The organism is Algoriphagus namhaensis (assembly GCF_042649705.1).
Taxonomy (GTDB): Bacteria; Bacteroidota; Bacteroidia; order Cytophagales; family Cyclobacteriaceae; genus Algoriphagus; species Algoriphagus namhaensis.
On sequence record NZ_JBHRZS010000007.1, the window covers coordinates 1,255,354 to 1,277,565 of the forward strand.

Below are 22,212 nucleotides of genomic sequence, written 5' to 3' on the forward strand. Positions count from 1 at the left end.
CTTTTACGATGACTTTGCGGACTTACCTGCAAGGAAACCTGTAGACCATGCTGCCTGGAAATTAAACCCTCCAGTAATACCATCTATATCTAGGACTTCTCCTGCAAAAAAAAGATTTAAGTGAATTTTGCTTTCCATGTTTGCTGAATCTACTTCATTCAAATCTACACCACCTGAGGTGACGAATTCTTCTTTAAATGTAGTTTTACCGTTCAAGGGCAAATTATAACAAAAAAGATTCTGAACGAGCTTGTTAACTTGCTTTTTTGACAAATGAAAGTTTTGTTCTCCTTCTGTTATACCTGACCTCCAACATAAATGCGACCAAAAGCGGCTTGGTATACCAAACAAAGGATGCTTTGCAAGCTGCTGTTGGGGATGCTTGTTTATATAGTTCAATAAATGAGCCAAAAAGTCATTTTCTCCAAATTCTGCGACCCAATTGATAATCGCTTCAGCCTTATACTCCCTTTCAAATAACCATTTAGCACCGAAAGCTGAAAGCTTTAATACAGCGGGGCCACTCACTCCCCAATGGGTAATTAAGACAGGTCCTCGATAGTTTAATTTTGATCCTGCCAGCTTCACATGTCCATCTGGGAAAGAAATTCCCTTCAGCTCCCGAATCAGTTCTCCCGGTGTGTTGAAAGTAAATAGAGATGGAATGGGGTCCAGAATTTTATGTCCGAGCTGAGATAAAAATTCAAATCCTGAGAGCTTTGGGTGACCTCCCGTGCAAATAATTAAGCGATCAAAATGAAGATGACTGTTATTCACATTAAGTTCAAAGCCTTCTAGTTCAGATTTTTTGATTTCTGAGACTCCCGAATTCAAATGGATTTGCACTCGCGACTTTTGCGCCTCTTTGGTCAAAGCATTGATGATACTTTGCGAATCATCCGAAACTGGAAAAACCCGACCATCAGATTCTATTTTTAAAGGCACTCCTTTACTCTCAAACCAATCCATGGTGTCTTGAGAAGTGAACTTTGGAAAAACCTTTTTGAGGAATTTTTCACCTCTTGGATAATTTTTCACATGGCTTGAAACCGGCAAGGGCCTATGCGTAACATTGCAGCGACCGCCTCCGGAAATTTTCACTTTAGAAAGTAGCTTCGAACTCTTCTCAAATAAGTGGACATCAGTATGTATATCAGCTGCATGAATTGCAGAAAAAAAGCCAGCAGCTCCTCCACCAATTACAGCAATTTTTAATTTATTACTCACAGATTATCAATTAGTTAAGATCATCTTCTTTTACCAGTAAATGACCCCAAAATACCGCGAGTTAATTCTCGGAAAATGGTTCGTCCTAATTGTCTTACCATGGTATTTTTACTCAACTCTTCAATGAGGGATTCATCTTCTTTGGTACGTCTTGCAGTGCCAAGGTTGGGCTTAGGAAGACTGGCTTTTTCCTGCTCCTGCTCGATTTTCTCCATCTTCTTTTCCAGCATTTCAAAGGCACTTTCGCGATCGACATCCTCATTGTATTTGCCTACCAAATCTGAAGATGCCACCAAGGAATTGATTTCATTATTGGTCAAAATATCCATACGAGTGATGGGAGCTCTCACGAGCGTATGAGCTAGAGGAGTAGGAATGCCTTTCTCATTCAAGGCCGTAACCAAAGCCTCTCCTATTCCCATGGAAGTCAAAATTTTGGAAGTCTCATAAAATTCAGAATCCGGATAGTTTTCTGCGGTTTTGGAAATTGCTTTTCGGTCTTTAGCGGTAAACGCTCTCAAGGCATGTTGTATTTTTAAACCGAGCTGACCAAGAATATTCTCAGGTACATCCGTTGGGGTCTGGGTACAGAAATAAACTCCCACTCCCTTTGAGCGAATTAGCTTTACGATCGCTTCAATCTTTTCTAAAAGGTCCTTTGATGCATTATCAAAGACCAAATGAGCCTCATCTATAAATAGGCAAAGTTTAGGCTTGTCATCGTCTCCTTGCTCAGGGAAAGTCTCATAAATTTCAGAAAGCAGACTCAGCATAAAGGTAGAAAAGAGCTTAGGTCTGGATTGAATATCAGTGAGTCTGATGATGGAAATCACTCCTCTTCCATATTTCTGACGGCAGAAATCCTCAACTTCAAAGGACTTTTCCCCAAAAAACTTCTCAGCGCCTTGTTGCTCTAGCTCAATGATCTTTCGCATGATGGTACTAACAGAAGCAGAAGAAACGCTTCCAAATTCCTTCGTGATTACTTCTTTTCCCTCATTCGTCACAAACTGAAGCATCCGCTTCAAGTCCTTCAGATTCAAAAGAGGCAGATGATGCAAGTCACAGTATCTAAAAATCAGAGCTATGACACCTCGCTGGGTATCGTTCAAATCCAAAATCTGACTGATCAATACCGGGCCAAATTCAGAAATGGTAGCTTTGAGTCTTACTCCTTTTTCATTGGAAATGGACATCAACTCCACTGGAAGGCCCATAGGGTCATAGTCCACACCAATGACTTTGGATCGATTGAGAATAAAATCATTCGCCTCACCAGGCTGAGCCAAGCCAGAAAGATCCCCTTTTAGATCCATCAACACAGATGGTACACCTTTAAGCGAAAGCTGCTCAGCCAGCACCTGAAGTGTTTTGGTTTTACCAGTACCCGTAGCACCTGCAATCAAGCCGTGACGATTTAAGGTTTTGAGCGGAAGTTTAATCTGCGCTCCTGATACTGGATTACCATCAAGTATACCCGTACCTAAGATTAAAAAGTCCTTTTTATACACTTGACCATCAGTCAAGACTTTTTTAAATTTTTCTACCTTTTCCATTTATGAAGATTTGAAAACAAGCTACAAAAAAACCTTTAAGCCGATGGCAAAAAGGTTCTTTTGGGTATTCAAATTAAGAATTTTAGTACGTTACCACAGGCTCAAGCTCCTTAGCGGAGTCAATGTAACCCGCGACTTGAGATTCAGAAGGTACTGCTCTAGTCAATCCTTTTTCTGCCTGAGTTTTAACCAATGCTGCGTGTAAATTAGCTGCATTTCGATTTCTCAACTCCTTAACGGTATCTACTCCTGCAGCTTTCAATAGCTCAGCAAATTGGCTTCCAACTCCTTTGATTCTAAACAAATCTGCCATATTTACCCAGTCCAGGATCTTGCCTTCAGCAATGCCAGAAGCCTCGGCAATGCCTTTTCTTCCAGTTTTGGTAGCTCCTTTTTCTAAAAGTCCTTCAACAGTGGTAACACCAGCTGCAGCCAATTTTTCTTTGAAAGCTGGGCCAATGCTTTCGATCATCGTGATTGTTTGTGCCATAAAATTTATTTGTTTTACTAAATGATTCGCCTGATTTACCATTAAAACAAGCAGGCCTAAAATAAAGACAAAATTTAATTTCTAAAATCCTTTTCTAGAATAAGAATGGAAAATACGAGATTTGTATAAATTAACTTTTGAGCTCAACCACTTTTAAGTTTCTTGCTGGTTGAATAAATAATTTTGAATTCTGTGGATAAAATCTTGAAGAAAAACACGCTTGTAGTCCTATTGGTGCTTACTGCTATTTTCACTGGCAAAGTCCAAGCTCAAGTACTTCCAAATTTGGGACAAACGGATAAATGGATGACAGGTGCAATTGCGGCAATGGAGAGACAGGACTTCGTTACAGCGAATAATATTTTTCGAAATCTGATTGATTCTGGGCTTCCGCTGCCGGAAGAGATGCCCTATTTTTTCGCGGAGACGCTTTACCACTTAGACCAATTTGATAACAGCGCAAACTTTCTCAACAAATACCTTGAGCTCACCGGCTTCACGGGAGAAAATTATGACGGAGCCAAAGAATTAAAAGAAAAGCTCTCTGAGCCTCTCAAATCCATTCAAATGTGCCAGCTCTGTGATCGTCGTGGATATAGATACAAGGCTTGCTTCACTTGTGATGGCAATAAGGAAATCGAACAGGATTGCGACTATTGCAAGGCAAAAGGAGTGGTGGGATGTAGCCGATGCGGCGGGACAGGGATGATCACCAAAAAGAACATTTTCAACATCGTTGAGTACTTTGAATGTGAGCGATGTGCTGCAAACGGAAGACTCACTTGCCCTGTATGTCAAGGCACCAAAAAGGAAGTCAGCGCTTGTAGGACTTGCGGAGGTTCAGGCCGATTGGCCTCAGATGCCATTTGCGACCATACGGAAGAAGTACATGATCACGATGTAGTTCCTGAAAATTGATAAGTAAAAAGCCAGATTCAAATCTGGCTTTTTGTTTATTTACAATACTTATTTGAAGCTTCTTGCGCTCCTGGATATTCAAGAGCTAATGCGAGTTGGAAGTCTTCGCATGCAGAGCCTATTCGTCCCGTCGCAATTTTCAATAAACCACGATTGTAATAAGCTTGGCCAAAATCTTTATCAATTTGAATGGCCTGCCCATAAGAAGCAAGCGCCTCTTTAGTATCTCCAAGTTGATGCTGTGCCCTGGCTTTCATAAAAGAAGCCATGGCAGGAGCTCCTGGAATTTCGGCGGCTTTGTTCGCATAAAGCAATGCAGCATTATACTTCTTTTGCTTGTGATTCAGATTAGCCAAGGATAGCAATACCTGAAAGTTATTCGGATCCAAGGTTAAAGCTTTATCAAAATCGGATTTTGCTTCCTCATACTTTTTCATTTCCTCAAAAGCACGACCTCTATTGTAAAGGATCCTCACGTCATTGGGTGAAAATTCAAGTTTTTGACTGTAGGCTTCAATTGCTTGTTCAAATTGACCTTTTGCAAAAAACTGATCTCCTGGCGACACTTCTGGCTTACAGGCCAAAACCAAAGAGATCATCGTAATGATCATGCTGACCTGAAATAATTTTTTCATTCTTTACTAATTTTAGACTACGACATTATTCTCGCGCAGCGCATCATTAAGGGAAGTTTTGAGGTCGGTGGAAGCTTTTCGCTTGCCAATGATCAAAGCACAAGGCACTTGATATTTACCGGCAGCAAACTCTTTCTCCAAACTTCCAGGAATCACAACCGATCTCTCGGGCACAATTCCACGATATTCTTTAGGAGCAGATCCGGTCACGTCTATGATTTTTGAGCTTGCGGTCAAGGTAACGCCAGCACCAATAACGGCCTCACGCTCTACTTTCACGCCTTCCACAATAATGGCCCTAGAGCCGATAAACGCACCGTCTTCGATAATCACTGGAGCAGCCTGAACCGGCTCCAAAACTCCGCCAATCCCTACTCCACCACTGAGGTGAACATTCTTTCCTATTTGCGCGCAAGAACCAACGGTCGCCCAGGTATCAACCATCGTGCCACTGTCCACATAAGCTCCGATATTAACATAACTTGGCATCATCACTACTCCTCTAGCGAGAAAAGAGCCATATCGAGCTATAGCGTGAGGTACCACGCGTACTCCCTGCTTGGCATAGTTTGATTTGAGAGCAATTTTGTCGTGAAACTCAAAAGGACCCACTTCTATGGTCTTCATTTGCTGAATGGGGAAATAAAGAATCACTGCCTTTTTCACCCAGTCATTCACCTGCCATCCACCTGACTCCAAAGGCTCAGCCACACGGATTTTACCAAGATCTAATTCATCAATGGTGTCCTTGATAGCAATTTGAATTTCTTTTTCCTGTAAAAGCTCTCTGTTTTCCCAAGCTTTTTCAATGATGGTTTTCAGTTCCATTTTTTTAGTTAGTTTCGTTTATGCCCGATGCAGTTTCACCCCCAAGAATCGTAATCGCATCCACCTTAAAACCGGTGCACGATACCCGGGCTTGGGAAAAATTTGGGCTTTCGCTGCGTGAAACAAATAAATACGAGATAAACATCATAGGTTTTTCAACCAAAAAGATTGAAATATCTCATAAAGTAAAATTCCACTCCTCTCAAGCCGTTCCCAATAGCCTCATTAGTCGCATCAAAGCGCAATTGATATTTCGGAAATTACTCTTGGAAATACGGCCTCAGCTAGTCATCTGTTGTACGTTTGAATACCTGCCCATAGTCCAACAACTCAAAGACAAGATTGGTTTTCGACTGATCTATGACGTTCAGGAAAACTATATCCTCAACCTTTCTTTACGGAAAAATAGTCCTGATTGGAAGATCAAACTTTGGGAAAAAGTGATCAAACTGGCAGAAGAAAGTAAAGCAATAGATCATTATATCCTTGCGGAAAAATGCTACCAAAGTCAGTTCCACGATCGAAAGCCAGCACTCGTTTTAGAGAATAAATTCGTGGGTGAAATCAAGACTATTTTGCCTAAAAAACCAGAAGAAAAATATGGTTATCACTTTGTGATTTCCGGCACCCTGGCTGAGTCATTTGGAACCCTGAATGGGATAGAATTTTTCAAAGCAGTCGTGAAAGAATATCCATTTTCGAGGCTTACAATTATTGGGCAAACTACCGTCCCGGAATTTGAAAAAGTGCTTTTAAAACAAGTCGAAAATCAACCTCAAATAGACTTGAAAATCGACTCAATCCCAGTCCCACATTCAGAAATAATTGAGGCCATTCAAAGCGCAGATTTCCTCCTCTGCCCTTATGAAATTCACGCCGCTTTTGAAGGAAAAATCCCTTCCAAATTTTTCGAAGGCCAGGCATTGGGAATCCCAATTCTTTATCCAAAGAATGAAACTTGGAAAAGCTTTTTCAAAGAAAGTGCAGGAGGTTTCTCAATAGATTTTTACAAACCTCAGGAATACCTGTCTCAATTTCGACTGGCCTTGGACCAGGTCTATTTTTTAAATCCCAATCAGCTTGAAGTGAATTGGGAGTCGGATAAACCTGGCTTTCTAAAGCTGGTCGAAGGTCTAATCCAAGCTTAAGGTTATCCACGTTCAGGGCTAATACTTATCCACCTACCCTCTCTAGTTTACACTCGTTTCACCCTTTTGGAAACTGAGTAAAATCAACCTGAATAAGCCTCGATTGTGATTTTTTGATTTTACAACAAATTTAAATTGAGTTTATTATGAATATTTTTAGGTTAAAAAATAAATTATTTTAGACTAACCTAAATCAACATCCACGGATGAAAATGAGTTATCAACAGTCGATTTAGCTTCTATTGAAAATATATTTAGCTATATCTAAAATATAATCCTAACTTTGTCTAAACGGAAATTCAAACATGACCCTGACTAACTCAGAAGAGAATTACTTGAAAGCGATATACCACCTTTCCGATGGCGGTAAGAAGGGAGTATCAACCAATGACCTGGCCTCAGAAATGAAAACAAAACCAGCATCGGTGAGTGATATGCTTCGCAAACTTGGAGAGAAAAAAGTTATCAACTATCGTAAATATTACGGGCTCCAAATCACGGATGAGGGAAAAAAATACGCCCTACAAACCATCCGAAAACATAGACTTTGGGAGGTGTTTTTGGTGGACAAATTAAGGTTCAGTTGGGACGAAGTTCACGAGGTAGCAGAGCAGCTAGAACATGTCCGCTCCCCCCTACTCATTCAGCGACTTGATGAGTTTCTAAACTTCCCGAAATTCGACCCTCATGGTGACCCAATTCCAGATGAGTTTGGAGATGTAAAAGCCCGGCCTCGGATCGCTTTGAGTGAAATGGAAATTGGTCAAAATGGACAGATCGTTGCAGTCAAAGATAGCTCTGCAGCCTTCCTCAGATATTTAGACAAAGTGGGCGCTTACATAGGCGCTAGAATCAGACTTTTGGACAAAGTAGAATTTGACGGATCAGTAGAAATAGCAGTCGAACAGAAGAAGCTTTTTATGTCAAAAGATGTAGCATCAAATATCCTGATCGTAGTCTCATGAAAAGAGCTTGGATTATAGCATTCTTATTCATTCTGGGGTCTTGCCGCTTTGACTCTCCAGAGCAAAGAAGCAAACCACAAATCGTGGTGACCACAAGTATCCTCGCAGATGGGGTTCAAAATATTGTTGGAGATTTAGCCACCGTGGTTCCATTAATGCCCGCTGGTGTAGACCCACATTTGTATAAGGCATCTGTGCGTGACTTGGACCTACTCCAAAATGCGGATTTGATTATCTACCATGGCTTGTTTCTCGAAGGTAAAATGACCGAAATTTTTGAGAAACTAGCTACCCAAAAGAAAATTATCAATGCATCCGAAGGTCTGGACAGCAAAAAGCTAATTCGAAGTGGACCTGAAGCACACAGCGTAGATCCACATATTTGGTTTGATGTGTCCCTTTGGAGTGAATCCATGGATTATACTGCCAAAGAGCTAATGCTTTGGCGTCCTGATTGGACGGGAGAATTGAAAAAGAATTCTGGGGCTTTTCAAGCAGAACTCGATTTGCTGAATAAAGAAATTATAGAAAAGGCTACCCTACTTCGGAAAACAAATCAAGCTTTGATTACCGCTCATGATGCTTTCGGCTATTTTGGCGAAGCCTATCAGCTAGAGGTTAAAGGACTTCAAGGACTTTCCACCCTAAGCGAACCAGGGCTTCGTGATCTGACCGGCTTGGTCTCATTTATTGTAGAGCGTGATATCAAAGCCGTTTTTGCGGAGCAAACCATCTCCCCAAAAGCGATTGAAGCCGTAGTGGCCGGCTGTGCCAATCAAAACCATCCCATTAAACTTGCTGGACCACTTTATACCGATAGCCTTGATGCTGTAGGAACTCCTGCTGGCACCTATATTGGGATGGTCCGCGCCAATATCAATATGATCTTTAACAACCTCAACTCATGATAGTACAAGCCGAATCTCCCATTTTAGAAGTTCATGATTTGATTGTGAGTTATGAGCAAAGCCCGGTGTTGTGGAATGTGGACTTAACGCTTCCACAAGGTCAATTAATTGGAATTCTCGGCCCAAATGGCGCCGGAAAATCAACTTTGATCAAAGCTATAATGGGCTTGGTCAATCCTACTGGTGGTTTTGTCAAGATCTTCGACAAATCATTAGAAGAAGTCAGATCAAGAATTAGCTATGTTCCCCAGCGTGAATCTGTGGATTGGAATTTTCCTGCCTCAGTTTTGGACGTGGTGATGATGGGTACTTATGGAAAACTTGGATTGTTTAGACGCCCTGGGAAAAAGGAAAAGGAAATAGCACTTGCCAGCTTGGATAAGGTTGGGATGAGCGCATTTATCAATCGACAAATCTCCGAGCTTTCTGGAGGGCAGCAGCAGCGTGTTTTTTTGGCGAGAGCCTTGGCTCAGGATGCAGACTTGTATTTGATGGATGAACCTTTTGCAGGAGTGGATATGGCTACCGAGACGGCCATTTTTGAGCTATTGAAGCAAATGACCCAAGAAGGTAAAACCGTGATCGTGGTGCATCATGATATTTATTCTGCCATGAATTACTTCAATTGGATCATCATGTTGAATCTCCACTTAGTCGCATCAGGCCCCAAGGAAATAGTGGTGACCGAAGAGCTTCTCAGAAAAACCTATGGCGGAAAATTGAATCTACTTTCCAAGGTTTCTGAACTAGTCAGAAAGCAAAGCTTCAACCCTTTAAAGAGCTAGGCCTTATGGAAAACTTTACCTACTTCTTTACCTTCCAAGATCCGAGTATTTTTTATGTGGTGATCGGCATTACCCTACTGGGTTTGGGTTCGGCCTATGTAGGTACTTATAGTTTTTTGGACAAAAAAGCCCTGCTTGGCGATGCCATTTCACATGCCGTGCTTCCAGGGATTTGTCTCGGGTTTATTTTAGCAGGAGAAAAAAATCCGCTCTTTATCGTAGGTGGAGCATTTGTTTCAGGCGCGCTTGCTACTTTTCTCACAAGTTGGCTTAAGCGGAACACAAAGCTGTCTGAAGACGCTATCATAGCCTCTATTCTTTCTATTTTCTTTGGATTTGGCATCGTCCTTCTTACAGTTATCCAAAAGTCAGGAAATCCCGAAATGGCTGGTTTAAATCATTTCATCTTTGGGAATGCTATTGCCATACTGGAGGAAGATCTCTGGATTTATGGTGGTCTTGCGATCATGATCATAGTTGCACTGACACTTTTTCAAAAAGAATTTAGCCTACTCGTTTTCAATGCAGACTACGGTCGGTCCATCGGATATCCCATGGGCATGATCAGGCTAGTTTTTAATGTGCTAATGATACTTTCTGTTGTGATCGGAATTCAAGCCATTGGAGTAGTCTTGATGGCTGCTCTTTTGATTACTCCAGGTGCTGCAGCTAGATTCTGGACAGATAATCTTTCCAAGCTTCTGATTCTTTCTGGCTTCTTTGCAGTGATCTCAGGAATCGCAGGTACCTATGTTTCTTTCGTCATTCCCCAGATGCCGACTGGCCCTTGGGTGGTGGTCTGCTTGTCATTGATTGCCTTTTTATCTTTTCTTTTTGCTCCCAAAAAAGGGACCATTTCCAGGTACTTTTCCAGAAACAAGTACTTGAAAAAAACCCAAAACGAGCACGTACTTAAGGCCCTTTACAAAGCGAAAGAACTCAACCGAGATCCGTTGACTATAGAAAATATCTATGAGCTCTACCCCTTCCAAAAGAAGGAAACAGAGCAATCAATTAATTATTTATTCAAAAATGGTTTACTGATTAAAAATCAGGATATTATAAGACTATCAGACTATGGTATTTCTGAAGCTCAGCGTGTTGTTCGTCTGCATAGACTTTGGGAAACTTACCTTACCGAGTACATGAATATAGCACCGGATCACGTGCACGATTCGGCCGAAAAACTAGAGCATATTATCACACCTGAACTGGAAGCTATGCTGGAGAAACGATTGAACTTTCCGCAGGTCGATCCGCATCAGGAAAACATCCCCCGAGACAATTATGAGCTTTGATCAAAACGCATTTCTAATCATCCTCACAGGATCGCTTATCGCAATTTCTTGTGGATTGCTCGGCGTGTTTATGATGCTGCGCAAAATGTCCATGACTGGAGATGCCATTTCTCATGCAGTATTGCCGGGCATTGTTATTGGATTCTTTGTATCCGGAAGTCAGCGTGGCTTGGAAGTGATCATAGGTGCTGGAATATTAGGGATTATTGCAACGCTTATCATTGATTGGCTTCGCAAAAAAGCTAGAGTGCAACTAGATGCTTCCATAGGTATCACCTTTACCCTACTCTTTGCCATCGGAATTATTCTAATCAATCTCCTGGCATACAAGGTCGATTTAGACCAAGAATGCGTGCTTTATGGTGAGATAGCCTATTTACCTATCGATCTTTGGATCACAGGATCAGGGACAAACCTAGGCCCAAGAATCACTTATTTAGCATTGCTAAACTTTGTTTTGGTTGGAGGCTTTATCTATCTATTCTTCAAAGAATTGACCCTAACCAGCTTCGATGAAGGCTTCGGCACTGTGATGGGTTTACCTTCCAAATCAATCAACCTTGCACTCATGAGCATGGTGTCCTATACCACGGTGAGTAGCTTTGAGGCCGTCGGTGCCATTTTGGTGGTTGCGCTTTTGGTAGTGCCTCCCGCTACGGCTTTTCTTTGGACGAAGGAACTGATGAAACTCATTAAGCTTACTTCCATTCTCGGGATAGTTATTTCCATTTTAGGTTACTATTTGGCCTATTTATTCGATAGTTCTATAGCTGGAATGATGGTGACTGTCGCTGGGGTATTATTTTTGCTGAGTGCTGTAGTGAAAGCAAAAGGAAGAACCGCGGTTTCTGGAACTTCGATTGCAAATCCTTAGTTTATCACATTAATGAAGGACATGACAAAAATTGGATCGTTGATTTTATTTTTCTTGATCGTATCGGGGTCAGTGATGGCTCAAGAGAAGATTGAATGGCTAAAGTTTGAAGAGGCTGTCGCCAAAAATCAAGAAAGCCCCAAAATGATTTTGGTGGACGTCTACACGGATTGGTGTGGCTGGTGCAAGAAGATGGACAATGACACGTTTACAGATTCCACTGTGATCTCCTATATCAATGAAGAGTTTTATGCGGTCAAATTGAACGCAGAAGATACCAAGCGGACGTTTGATTTTATGGGAAAAGAGTATTCCGAGGCAGCTATGGCCCAAGCCATGCGGGTTCGCTCCTATCCTAATTTTGTCCTAATCGACCCTACTCTACAGAACATTACCCAGATACCAGGCTATCGTGGACCAGCAGATTTTTTGGAAGCCTTGGACTACATGGCAAAAAATGGATTTAGAGGAAAATGAGTTTTTCCCTAGCTGATCGTCAAGACACCATTGTGGCATTGGCCACTCCGCAAGGAATCGGAGCTATTGCTGTAATCAGACTTTCTGGATCCAGAGCGATAGAGATTGTAAATGAGGTCTTTTTTGGCAAAGATCTTAGCAAACAGGAATCCCACACCATTCACTTTGGCACCATTAGGGATGAAGACAAAATCATTGATGAGGTTTTGGTATCGCTTTTTATTGCTCCAAAATCCTTTACCAAGGAAAACGTCGTAGAAATCTCCACCCATGGCTCTTCCTATATCATCAATCGAGTACTCAAGCTTTTCCTAAAAAAAGGCGCACGCCTTGCCAAACCAGGAGAATTCACCCAGCGGGCTTTCTTAAACGGACAATTTGATCTCGCTCAAGCTGAGGCAGTAGCCGATCTAATCCATGCGGACTCCGAGTCTAGCCACGAAGCAGCCTTGAATCAGATGCGCGGAGGATTTAGTTCGGAGATTCAAGAACTACGGCAAAAACTGATTCACTTCGCTTCAATGATCGAATTGGAGTTGGATTTTGGAGAGGAAGATGTGGAATTTGCTAGCAGAACGGAGCTGCAAGAACTTGTAGAGCGACTCATGCGAGTGGTCGAAGAACTGATCTTGAGTTTTGATCTGGGCAATGTGATCAAAAACGGCGTTCCCACCGTCATTGCAGGGAAACCCAATGCTGGAAAGTCTACTCTACTGAACGCCCTTCTGAAAGAAGAAAAGGCCATCGTTTCCGATATCGCAGGTACTACCCGTGATTTTATCGAAGATGAAATCAATATTAATGGAGTCATTTTCAGATTTATAGACACGGCCGGTTTAAGAGAAACTACTGATACTATCGAGGCCATTGGGGTCAGCCGAACTCAGGAAAAAATGAAGACGGCTTCTTTGATTTTATATCTGTTTGACCTCGGAGATACCGATCTGATCGAAATCAACCGAGATGTCAATAAGCTCGAAAATCTAGGAGTTCCCTTTATCAAAGTGGCAAACAAGCTCGATATGGCAAATCCTGAATTGCTCGCAGAACTGAAAGCCAAGCATCCGGATACACTCTTTATCTCCGCCAAAAACCAGGAGCATCTAGAAGATCTCAAAGCCAAGCTCATGGAATTGGTAAATTTGGATAAATTCAAAACCGGCAACACTGTGGTGACCAATATTCGACACTACGACAGCTTGATCAAAACGCGGGATTCACTGCTAGACATAATTCACGGCATCGAAACCGAAGTCACCAATGACTTTGTCGCTATGGATATCCGTCGCTCCTTGCACTTTCTTGGTGAAATCACAGGTGAAATCACTACAGATGATCTGCTGGCGAACATTTTTTCGAAGTTTTGTATCGGAAAGTAACCAGAACAAACTAAGCAATAACCAAGCATACATAAAACATTAATTTAGCCCTATTTTAGGGCTTTTTTTACGCTCTAACCACTCATTTTCCTTTGTATTGCTATTGGTTTATTTTGTACCCTTTTGTACCTTTATTGTACCTTGAGGTAATGAGGTACAAATTTTAGGGATTTAGCCCTCTTTATTTTGCGCTTAATTGCACTTAAATACACTTAACGAAACTTAAAGCTACTTAATGAGCAGTAATATTGAGGTACAACGGATTTGCCAGTATTGTGAAAAGGAATTTACAGCCCGTACAACGGTAACAAAACACTGTTCGGACAAATGCAGTAAAGCCGCTTACAAAGCCCGTAAACGTAATGAAAAGATTAAGCAGTCAAATGCTGAAACCACACGGACAAAAACCAAACATATTGAGAAATTAAAAACCAAGGAGTTTTTGAATGTTAGAGAAGTTGCCCAATTATTAAACTGTTCCATTCGCTCGGCATACTACTTCATTGAAAGCGGTACTATTTCAGCCGTAAACTTAGGGCAAAGAATGACAAGGGTAAAGCGTTCAGAGATTGACAAACTATTTAACAAGACGTAAAAAAAAGTTTTTTCAGCCGTTCACATTTTTCACGGTTTTCACTAGTAGCATAAAAGACAATGGCAACAAAAGTAAGTTTAAGACAAAAGAAAATAAGCAAGGGGCGCAATAGCCTTTATTTGGACTTTTACCCACCTATACCCCACCCCGAAACAGGCGAACCCACACGCAGGGAGTTTTTAGGGATTTACATTTTTGAAAAGCCTAAATCAGCTATTGATAAACATCATAATATTGAGACCTTAAAAATAGGGGAAAGCATACGTCAAAAGCGTGAAAACTTCTTAAACAAGCCTGAAATTTATAGCCAGTATGAAAAAGAACAGCTACGCAAAAAGGAATTAGCTGAACAATGTTTTGTTGAATACTTCACAAAATTAGCCAACAAACGGAAAAATAGTAACCATGATAATTGGGTTTCAGCACTCAATTATCTTGAAGCCTTTACTAATGGCAGTTTAAAGTTTGGCGACCTCAACCCTAAGATTTTAGAGGATTTCAAAGAATACCTACTTACCACCAAAAGCAAAAGGAGTAATAAAACAACTCTTTCACAAAATTCAGCCCTTTCGTATTTTAACAAGGTAAAAGCCGCACTAAGACAAGCCTATAAAGACGGAATTTTGCCGTTTGATTTAAACGCCAATGTAAAAGCCATAAAAGCTGAAGAAACAAGAAGAGAATACTTGACTATTGAAGAACTCAATAGACTCGTAAAAACCCCCTGCAACAATGATTTACTGAAACGTGCAGCCTTATTTTCGGCACTCACAGGATTGCGGTTTTCTGATATTCAAAAGATGACTTGGGGCGAGCTGGAATACATAAACGGGCAGGGCTATTTCCTTAATTTCACCCAAAAGAAAACTAAAGGTGTTGAAGTTTTGCCGATTTCAGAACAGGCATACAGCTTTATAAATGGAACAGAAAACCCAAAAGAAATGCCGCAGGATAAACTCGTATTTGAAGGGCTTAAATATTCAGCCTATAACAACAAACACTTGTTTCAATGGATTGGGGCTTCAGGAATAACAAAGGACATTACCTTTCATTGTTTCAGACATACGTTTGCAACATTACAAGCCTTTGAAAATACAAACCCTGTTACTGTTCAAAAAATGTTGGGGCACAAAGACTTAAAAACCACCATGATTTATTACCACATAGCCGATAAGTCAAAACGTGATGCAGTCAATAAAATTAAACTTGACTTAACGTAAAAATTCTTAAGTCGATACTTCAAAAAAGAGAACATTTATCAAAAACAAATCATAAAACTATGAATGATAAAATCGAAAAACTACGCGAAGCAAGATACCTGATAGAAAATAGGGGTCTAACAGACATGAGTGAAAAAGAGCTTTTAATGACAATCGCAGAAAGTTCAATGGCAACTCGGAAAATGTTAAAGAACTGGACAAATTTCATTGTCGGCATCAACATAGCTGGGCTGATATTAGCAATCCTCTATTTCTCTCAACTCTAACATCTTTTTTTCATAAACGTGGATTTATGTAAAAGTAAAACCAAAAAAAGATTGAGTTTTAATCGTTAAAAGCTTTCTGCATAAAAGACAAATGAATTACCTAGAAATTATTTTAAAAGGTTATTCTGATAAGAATACCAAACAGTTTTTCAAAAAGTATTTATACAGGGAATTTAAAAAAGCTGAAAAAGAACAATTCTTTGAAGCTGACGAGTTCTTTAATGGTTGTCTTAAGGTTGTTAAGGGGCTAGAAAACCAATTAGAAGAACATATTTCTAAGCGGAGGTATGACTTGCATTTGTTGCTTTCACATGCAGAAAACGGAACGCTTAAGTATGGAGATTTAAAAGAAGGGGAAACCATTTCGCAAAAACGACTTGAAACAATAAAGTACTGCACCGAAGAATTACAAAAAGACACACCCGACGGAGTACAAAACAATGTTAATTTATTCTCCTTGACCCAAGGTCGCTTTACGGGTTGTCTATCCCAAATTGACATACTACTACTTAAGGGGCACATACTTTCGGCATATTCAAAAGCAAAAGAAGAAACTGCAGCAATACTACCTAAACAAAAAAAGCCTGAACCAATACCCATTAAATACACGGCTTATCATCATGTTTTAACCTACTTAATCGAATGTAACGCAAATGGCGAAAGTTTCCCTATTGGTCATAAAAAGGAGCTAGAAAGGATAGGAAACCAAAGAATGGGAACAGGAAAAGGAAATAGATTTTATAAAGTATTCAATGAGATTGTTCAAAAAGACTTAAATTCATCAAAAAGTCTTATTGAAATTGGAGGTGAAAATTGGCGGACTATTGTTAAAACCCTTTCAAATGAACCTGAAATCATTGAAGAATACCTACAAAGTAAAAAGCTATGATTAAGGGCGAACATAGAGCGTCGCCCCAATAAGCCCCGAAAAACGCCCCCTGATTTTTAGTGCATAATTTAAAACATAAAGATTATGCACAATTTAGTATTCAGTCCTATCGACCCCGAAAAGCTAATAAGCGATATTTCGGAGCGAGTTACCGCAAACATTCTTAAAGCGGTAAAGATTAGCCAATCAAGCACAGATCAACCTGAACACCTTTTAACTATTCAGGAAGCTGCAGAATTTCTAAACCTTACAGTACCTACCATTTATAGCAAAGTAAGTAAGAATGAGCTGCCAGTTATGAAACGCTCAAAGCGTTTGTATTTCAGTAGTATCGAACTTATTGACTACCTCAAAGAGGGGCGCAAAAAGTCGAATGCTGAAATTGAGCAGGAAGCAGAAGCGTATCTATCGAACAATAAAAAAGGGTTGAAGTAATGGCAAGCACTAACAACAACCCTTTGCATAAAAGACAAGGGCAATATACGAAAAGAGAATACGCCAAAAAACTTTTTGACATACTATACAAAAAGCCATTAAGCAGGCGTATGGCGGCCACCAAAATGGGATTTCCAGACCAAACGTACATGGTTACTCAACTTGTTTATGACTGGATTGAACAGGGTAAAGCCCAAGTAATTGGAGCAATAAAATGCAACCGTTCAGGACGATTTGTTGGAGCAATCACAACGAACCCCGATCTATTTAAGGCAAAAAATGACAACCAATTAACCCTGTTTTAAAAATGAAAGCAATAAAGATAAGCCCACAGTTTGAGGACTTACAGCAACCTGAAACGTTTACAAACCATATTCAGGACTTGCAAAAGGAACTGGAAATAAAAAAGCAGAACAAAGGTTTATTCAAAGTAAAGACTGCCAATGAATGGTTGGAACTTGCAAAAACAAGTCCTATTCCTGAAATGCTATTTGGCGAATTTTGGCACGAAGGCGAAATAAGTATTTTGTTTTCAGATAGTAATTTAGGCAAGTCCATTTTGTCCGTACAGATTGCAGACAGCATAAGCAAGGGGCAACAAATACCAGGCTTTAGACTGGAAGCAAAGAAACAACCTGTTTTATACTTTGATTTTGAACTTTCAGCCAAACAATTTGAAGTGAGGTATTCAATAAAAAATGAAGCCCAAAAGGTATTTGAACATCATTACTCCTTTGATGACAATTTCAAACGGATTGAAATAAACCCCGATGCCGAAGTACCAATAGAGAAAAGTTTTGAGGAATACCTCAATCAATCATTAGAACAAAGCATAATTGAAACAGAGGCTAAAATCTTAATTATTGACAATATTACGTACCTCAAAAATGAAACAGAGCGTTCTAAAGATGCATTGCCCTTAATGAAATACTTGAAGGCGTTAAAAAGCAAATACGAACTTTCAATATTAGCACTTGCACACACCCCAAAACGTGATTTAAGCCGACCAATTACACAAAATGATTTAGGTGGTAGTAAAATGCTCTATAATTTTATAGATAGTTGTTTTGCTATTGGGCAAAGTAATACGGATAAAAATTTGCGGTACATAAAGCAGATTAAAGCCCGAAATACAGCAATGATTTACGATACTGAAAACGTAATAGTTTGTCTAATTGATAAGCCGTATAATTTCCTTGCATTTGAATTTATAGATTTTGGAGCAGAACGGGAACACCTGAAACAGCTAACAGAAAAAGACCAACAAAGTAAGGTTTCGGAAGCATTGGAATTAAAAAAACAAGGACTTTCGAACGTACAAATTGCCAAACAGTTTGGAGTTTCAGAGGGCGCAATACGCAAATGGATTAAAAAAGGGGCTGAAAATGAATAGTTTAGAAAACAACCTCGTACCACTCGTACTGGGTACGAACAGTACGAACAGTACGATTGCACACCGATACGGTTTAGAAAAAAGCAGCAAAAAACACTATTGCCCCAACTGTAATAAAAAGACGTTTGTACTGTACATTGACTCAGAAACAGGCGACTATTTACCCAAACAGTACGGACGTTGCGACCGTGAAAGCAAGTGTGGTTATTTCCTTAACCCATACAAAGACGGTTTTGCTAAAGCTATTTGGGAGCAGAAACAGGGCAATAAAACAGCCTGGAAGCCACAGCAACCAGAACGGATAAAGAAGCCCGTAAACAAGCTCAAAAGGGCGTTTATTCCTTTTGAGGTGTTCAGCCTTACCCGTGGAGGTTATGAACAAAACACATTCATTCAAAACCTACTTTCAAGTGTTCCTTTTCCTTTTGAAGTGCAGGACGTTGAAAAGGTTGTTTCTTTGTACCATTTAGGAACAGTACAAAACGGCTACCGAAAAGGGGCAAATACTTTTCCTTTTATTGATGTTCAGGGCAATGTAAGAGCCATTCAGGTAAAGCAATTTGACGTACAGAACCACACCACAGGCACGGACTTTTTACACTCTATAATTGAGAAACACCACACCCGAAACAATAAGCCGTTGCCTAAATGGTTGGAAGCCTATAATAAGAACGAAACAAAGATTTCCTGTTTGTTTGGCGAACACCTTTTAAGCAAATACCCATACAACCCCATTGCGTTGGTTGAAGCTCCAAAAACGGCTATTTACGGCACTTTGTATTTTGGTTTCCCTGAACAACCTACAAATTTACTTTGGTTGGCAGTTTACAACTTGAGCAGCTTAAACCTCCACAAATGCCAGGGGTTGAAAGGCAGGAATGTTTTATTATTCCCTGACTTATCTAAAGACGGCAAAGCCTTTGAATTATGGAGCAGCAAGGCAAAAGAAATGCAAAAGCATTTTCAGGGTACTTATTTTCACGTTTCGGGTTTGCTGGAACAATTTGCCCCGAAGCAGGACAAAGCACAAGGCAAAGACATTGCAGACTTTCTTATAAAACAGGATTGGCGATTATTTAGAAAACAAGTCACTAAAGACAAGTCAAAGCCAAAGCCTCAACCCAAAGAAACCCCACCCCGTGAAAAAAGTGAAAAACGTGAAGCCCTGAAAGAAACTTTTTTTTCGCAGCCTGAAACCTTGGCAAAAGTGGAGGTCTTCAAACCTGAATTTTCGGAAACCATAAAAAGGGAAATACCCCGAAACTGGAGCAAAGAAATTACAGAACTAGAAAACTACTTTTCAAGCATTGAACTGCCAACCCAACCCATAAAGCTGAACAAATGCAGTACAATAAATGATTGCCCTCTATTAATTGAAAGTCACTTTACTGCCGTGAAAGTAAACAAGGGCAAACGAACTTATTTACCTTACCTGAACAGATTGAAAGAACTGAAACAAGCACTTGACTTAAATTCAAAGCGATATGAAATCAGATGAACAAATACTAACAAACTCCTTACGTAATTCTTTAAAAACAATTCTTCAAGCGGAAATAGAGCACCTACCAAGAAGCCTTGAAAAATTAGAGCCTAAAGAACGCCTAAACTTCCTTTGCAAGCTAATGCCCTTTGTTTTTCCTAGAGTAAATTCTATACACTCCAAAGATGGTGAGCCGTTTAGTTTTGAATAACTAAAACTTTTAAATGATTTGAGAAATGAGATTCAAAAATAATTTGACTAAAAAACTTTCTTCGAATATTATTCAATAATATAAAATCACTCAATCCTAATACCATTCTTATAGATTTGTTCACTAACCAATTCACCGCTTTCGGTATACTCTTTCAATACTCCATTCAACTCACCAGCCTCAAACTCAGCCTCCCTAAATAACTCACCAGATTCGTAATAACGTTTCCATAAACCATCAGCTAAACCATTTTTTAAGGCACCTTCTTTTTCCAGCTTTCCTGAATTGTAATAGATTTTACTCATTCCCTCACTCTTTTCAGACTTATAAGTTTCTTCTGAAGCCATCATACCGTTTTGCTCCCAATATGTTTTTATTATTTCTACAAAATTATCCTTGAAACGCATCTCTTTGCTCAATTGCCCGGAATCGTAGAAAATTTTTCTTGTTACAATTTTTCCATATTTAAAGAGCACTTCGGACAGAAGTGTACCATCCTCTCTGTACATTTTCCATACTCCTTCTCTTTTCCCATAATTGGAACTTCCCTCCTCCATCATTTGTCCATTTTCATAATAAACAATCACTTTTCCATTTATTTTCCCATCACTGTAATTTATATTTACTGCTAACTGGCCGTTGATGTGATAATTCTTCCACCTTCCTTCCTCTTTCCCATCCCGATAACTCCCCTCTGTTTCCAGTTGGCCATTTTCGTAATAGTATTTGGAAGTCCCTTCCCTGTTCCCATTTTCATAACACTCCTCCATCTTCAATTGTCCATTATCCCAATAATAGACCGCATTTCCATTTATTTTTCCATCTTCGAAAACAGCCTCGAATAGCAACTGACCATCTTCATTGTACCGTTTCCATACTCCTTCTTCTTTCCCATCCTGATAACTCCCCTCCTCTTTCAATACCCCAAATTCGAAGTATTTTTTCCACATCCCTTGTTTTTCTCCTTGATTGAGACTTCCCTCTGATTCTAAATAGCCATTTTCATAGTAATATTTCCATACTCCTTCCTCTTTCCCATCCCGATAACTCCCCTCCTCTTTCAATACCCCAAATTCGAAGTGTTTTTTCCACATCCCTTGTTTTTCTCCTTGATTGAGACTTCCCTCTGATTCTAAATAGCCATTTTCATAGTAATATTTCCATACTCCTTCCTCTTTCCCATCCCGATAACTCCCCTCCCTCTTTAACTGACCTGTTGCGTAATAGAACTTCCATATTCCTTTTGCTTTTCCATTCTCATACCTCCCGTTTTTAGCAAGTTGACCGTTCCTGTGATAAACCTTTATTCCATCAATTAATTCACCGTTAAATGATGCCTCGGTTTCCAACTTTCCGTCTCCGTAATAATATCTATGGATCATACCTTTTAATTTTTACTATTAAAATCATTTGGTAATCGAAAAAGTATCTAAAACTTAAACATAAACCTAGCTTCACCATAATTTAAGCCGTAAAGGAAAATAACCCACCTGATTATTTGTTTAAATTTTTAGTATTTAAACTCCTTAAAATCATTTACCTAAATTAGCTAAAGTTCTCAAATAATTTAGGTTTCCTAACTATGTCCAGATATTCTAATTTACCAACCCTATACGATGAGGCTTTACAGATTAATATTTCGAAGCTGAAAGAATGGGGCTATTTAATACCCAACAATTGGAAGGCAAGCACTTTAAATTGGAGTAGGAACGGAAACCAAACTGCAAGCATTTCAATAGGTGTTTCAACTCTTGAAGGGAATGAATACTTACACCTGAAATACAACTTCAGGGATGAGCCTAGAGATTACAAAGTTCGATTGGTAAAGAAACCAACCAATCTTGGAATTGGTGAAATGTGGTTTTTCCGGTGCCCCTCCACGGGGAAGCTTTGCAGAAAACTTTATTCAATCGAAGGGTATTTTTATCATAGGGAAGCGTTCAAGGGATGTTTCTATGAGGCACAGATTCAAAGTAAATACGCTCGATTTATTGACAAGAATTTCAGGGCTTACTTCAAAGTGGATTCCCTATACGAGCAGGTCTGTAAGAAGCACCTGAAAAAGACTTATGCAGGAAAGCCAACCAAAAAGTATTCAAAACTTTTAAATCAAATTGAAAAAGCAGAGTTCGTAATTAAGAATGAAGCACGGCTATTCCTATTTTGAAGTTTGCGTTAATTGATTGGTATTCGTATTTTTTGTTTTTAGAAGCGTAAAGACTCAAACCAATTGAT

Annotated in this window: 24 protein-coding genes; 18 read left to right on the top strand and 6 right to left on the bottom strand. The window is 39.8% G+C overall.

The window, feature by feature from the left end; translation table 11 throughout:
- Positions 1-3: 3 nt before the first annotated feature.
- From ACFOSV_RS13750 to ACFOSV_RS13760, 3 genes are all read right to left on the bottom strand, one after another.
- Positions 4-1,227 carry a BaiN/RdsA family NAD(P)/FAD-dependent oxidoreductase gene (locus tag ACFOSV_RS13750; RefSeq protein WP_377906591.1) on the bottom strand — a complete coding sequence of 408 codons (1,224 nt, stop codon included), beginning with the start codon at positions 1,225-1,227 and terminating at the stop codon, positions 4-6.
- Between the two features lie 20 nt (positions 1,228-1,247).
- Positions 1,248-2,783: a helicase HerA-like domain-containing protein gene (locus ACFOSV_RS13755; RefSeq protein WP_377906592.1), complete on the bottom strand. Its 1,536-nt coding sequence runs from the start codon at positions 2,781-2,783 to the stop codon at positions 1,248-1,250.
- A gap of 82 nt (positions 2,784-2,865) precedes the next feature.
- Positions 2,866-3,273 carry a DUF4332 domain-containing protein gene (locus ACFOSV_RS13760; RefSeq protein ID WP_377906593.1) on the bottom strand — a complete coding sequence of 136 codons (408 nt, stop codon included), beginning with the start codon at positions 3,271-3,273 and terminating at the stop codon, positions 2,866-2,868.
- A gap of 192 nt (positions 3,274-3,465) precedes the next feature.
- Here ACFOSV_RS13760 and ACFOSV_RS13765 point away from each other — a divergent pair, with 192 nt between their 5' ends.
- Positions 3,466-4,191: a molecular chaperone DnaJ gene (locus ACFOSV_RS13765; RefSeq protein WP_377906594.1), complete on the top strand. Its 726-nt coding sequence runs from the start codon at positions 3,466-3,468 to the stop codon at positions 4,189-4,191.
- A 35-nt stretch (positions 4,192-4,226) separates the two neighbouring features.
- Here ACFOSV_RS13765 and ACFOSV_RS13770 read toward each other — a convergent pair whose 3' ends face one another.
- On the bottom strand, positions 4,227-4,826 hold the full coding sequence (locus tag ACFOSV_RS13770; protein WP_377906595.1) for a tetratricopeptide repeat protein: 600 nt from the start codon (positions 4,824-4,826) through the stop codon (positions 4,227-4,229).
- Positions 4,827-4,838: 12 nt separating this feature from the next.
- Positions 4,839-5,654: a 2,3,4,5-tetrahydropyridine-2,6-dicarboxylate N-succinyltransferase gene (locus ACFOSV_RS13775; protein WP_377906596.1), complete on the bottom strand. Its 816-nt coding sequence runs from the start codon at positions 5,652-5,654 to the stop codon at positions 4,839-4,841.
- A 20-nt stretch (positions 5,655-5,674) separates the two neighbouring features.
- Between ACFOSV_RS13775 and ACFOSV_RS13780 the strand changes: the two genes are divergently transcribed.
- From ACFOSV_RS13780 to ACFOSV_RS13855, 16 genes are all read left to right on the top strand, one after another.
- Positions 5,675-6,802: a hypothetical protein gene (locus ACFOSV_RS13780; protein ID WP_377906597.1), complete on the top strand. Its 1,128-nt coding sequence runs from the start codon at positions 5,675-5,677 to the stop codon at positions 6,800-6,802.
- A gap of 305 nt (positions 6,803-7,107) precedes the next feature.
- On the top strand, positions 7,108-7,767 hold the full coding sequence (locus tag ACFOSV_RS13785) for a metal-dependent transcriptional regulator (protein WP_377906598.1): 660 nt from the start codon (positions 7,108-7,110) through the stop codon (positions 7,765-7,767).
- Positions 7,764-8,675, top strand: a complete 912-nt coding sequence (locus tag ACFOSV_RS13790) for a metal ABC transporter solute-binding protein, Zn/Mn family (RefSeq protein WP_377906599.1) — start codon at positions 7,764-7,766, stop codon at positions 8,673-8,675. The genes ACFOSV_RS13785 and ACFOSV_RS13790 overlap by 4 nt, the downstream gene beginning before the upstream one ends.
- Entirely contained in the window at positions 8,672-9,460 is a 789-nt protein-coding gene (locus ACFOSV_RS13795; protein ID WP_377906600.1) for a metal ABC transporter ATP-binding protein, read from the top strand. Before ACFOSV_RS13790 ends, ACFOSV_RS13795 begins: the two co-directional genes overlap by 4 nt.
- 5 nt (positions 9,461-9,465) lie before the next feature.
- Complete coding sequence (locus ACFOSV_RS13800; protein ID WP_377906601.1) at positions 9,466-10,758, top strand: metal ABC transporter permease; 1,293 nt, start codon at positions 9,466-9,468, stop codon at positions 10,756-10,758.
- Positions 10,748-11,632, top strand: coding sequence for a metal ABC transporter permease (locus tag ACFOSV_RS13805; protein WP_377906602.1), 885 nt, complete (start codon positions 10,748-10,750; stop codon positions 11,630-11,632). Before ACFOSV_RS13800 ends, ACFOSV_RS13805 begins: the two co-directional genes overlap by 11 nt.
- A 21-nt stretch (positions 11,633-11,653) precedes the next feature.
- Complete coding sequence (locus ACFOSV_RS13810; protein WP_377906603.1) at positions 11,654-12,109, top strand: thioredoxin family protein; 456 nt, start codon at positions 11,654-11,656, stop codon at positions 12,107-12,109.
- A complete protein-coding gene (gene mnmE / locus ACFOSV_RS13815) occupies positions 12,106-13,488 on the top strand; it encodes a tRNA uridine-5-carboxymethylaminomethyl(34) synthesis GTPase MnmE (RefSeq protein ID WP_377906604.1) in 1,383 nt (460 codons plus the stop codon). Before ACFOSV_RS13810 ends, mnmE begins: the two co-directional genes overlap by 4 nt.
- Before the next feature lie 235 nt (positions 13,489-13,723).
- Complete coding sequence (locus ACFOSV_RS13820) at positions 13,724-14,083, top strand: helix-turn-helix transcriptional regulator (RefSeq protein ID WP_377906605.1); 360 nt, start codon at positions 13,724-13,726, stop codon at positions 14,081-14,083.
- Positions 14,084-14,142: 59 nt separating this feature from the next.
- Positions 14,143-15,303, top strand: coding sequence for a tyrosine-type recombinase/integrase (locus tag ACFOSV_RS13825; RefSeq protein WP_377906606.1), 1,161 nt, complete (start codon positions 14,143-14,145; stop codon positions 15,301-15,303).
- 59 nt (positions 15,304-15,362) lie between these two features.
- Positions 15,363-15,569, top strand: a complete 207-nt coding sequence (locus ACFOSV_RS13830) for a hypothetical protein (RefSeq protein WP_377906607.1) — start codon at positions 15,363-15,365, stop codon at positions 15,567-15,569.
- Between the two features lie 91 nt (positions 15,570-15,660).
- Positions 15,661-16,458 carry a hypothetical protein gene (locus ACFOSV_RS13835; RefSeq protein WP_377906608.1) on the top strand — a complete coding sequence of 266 codons (798 nt, stop codon included), beginning with the start codon at positions 15,661-15,663 and terminating at the stop codon, positions 16,456-16,458.
- An 84-nt stretch (positions 16,459-16,542) separates the two neighbouring features.
- Positions 16,543-16,893: a helix-turn-helix domain-containing protein gene (locus tag ACFOSV_RS13840; RefSeq protein WP_377906609.1), complete on the top strand. Its 351-nt coding sequence runs from the start codon at positions 16,543-16,545 to the stop codon at positions 16,891-16,893.
- Positions 16,893-17,198 (top strand): hypothetical protein, encoded by a 306-nt coding sequence (locus tag ACFOSV_RS13845; RefSeq protein WP_377906610.1) that lies wholly within the window; start codon positions 16,893-16,895, stop codon positions 17,196-17,198. The genes ACFOSV_RS13840 and ACFOSV_RS13845 overlap by 1 nt, the downstream gene beginning before the upstream one ends.
- Positions 17,199-17,200: 2 nt before the next feature.
- On the top strand, positions 17,201-18,286 hold the full coding sequence (locus ACFOSV_RS13850) for an AAA family ATPase (RefSeq protein WP_377906611.1): 1,086 nt from the start codon (positions 17,201-17,203) through the stop codon (positions 18,284-18,286).
- Entirely contained in the window at positions 18,279-19,784 is a 1,506-nt protein-coding gene (locus ACFOSV_RS13855; RefSeq protein WP_377906612.1) for a DUF6965 family protein, read from the top strand. Before ACFOSV_RS13850 ends, ACFOSV_RS13855 begins: the two co-directional genes overlap by 8 nt.
- A gap of 279 nt (positions 19,785-20,063) precedes the next feature.
- Here the strand turns inward: ACFOSV_RS13855 and ACFOSV_RS13860 are convergent, their stop codons facing one another.
- Positions 20,064-21,359: a toxin-antitoxin system YwqK family antitoxin gene (locus tag ACFOSV_RS13860; RefSeq protein WP_377906613.1), complete on the bottom strand. Its 1,296-nt coding sequence runs from the start codon at positions 21,357-21,359 to the stop codon at positions 20,064-20,066.
- A gap of 200 nt (positions 21,360-21,559) precedes the next feature.
- On the opposite strand from ACFOSV_RS13860, the gene ACFOSV_RS13865 reads away from it, so the two are divergent.
- Positions 21,560-22,144, top strand: coding sequence for a hypothetical protein (locus ACFOSV_RS13865; RefSeq protein ID WP_377906614.1), 585 nt, complete (start codon positions 21,560-21,562; stop codon positions 22,142-22,144).
- Positions 22,145-22,212: the final 68 nt, after the last annotated feature.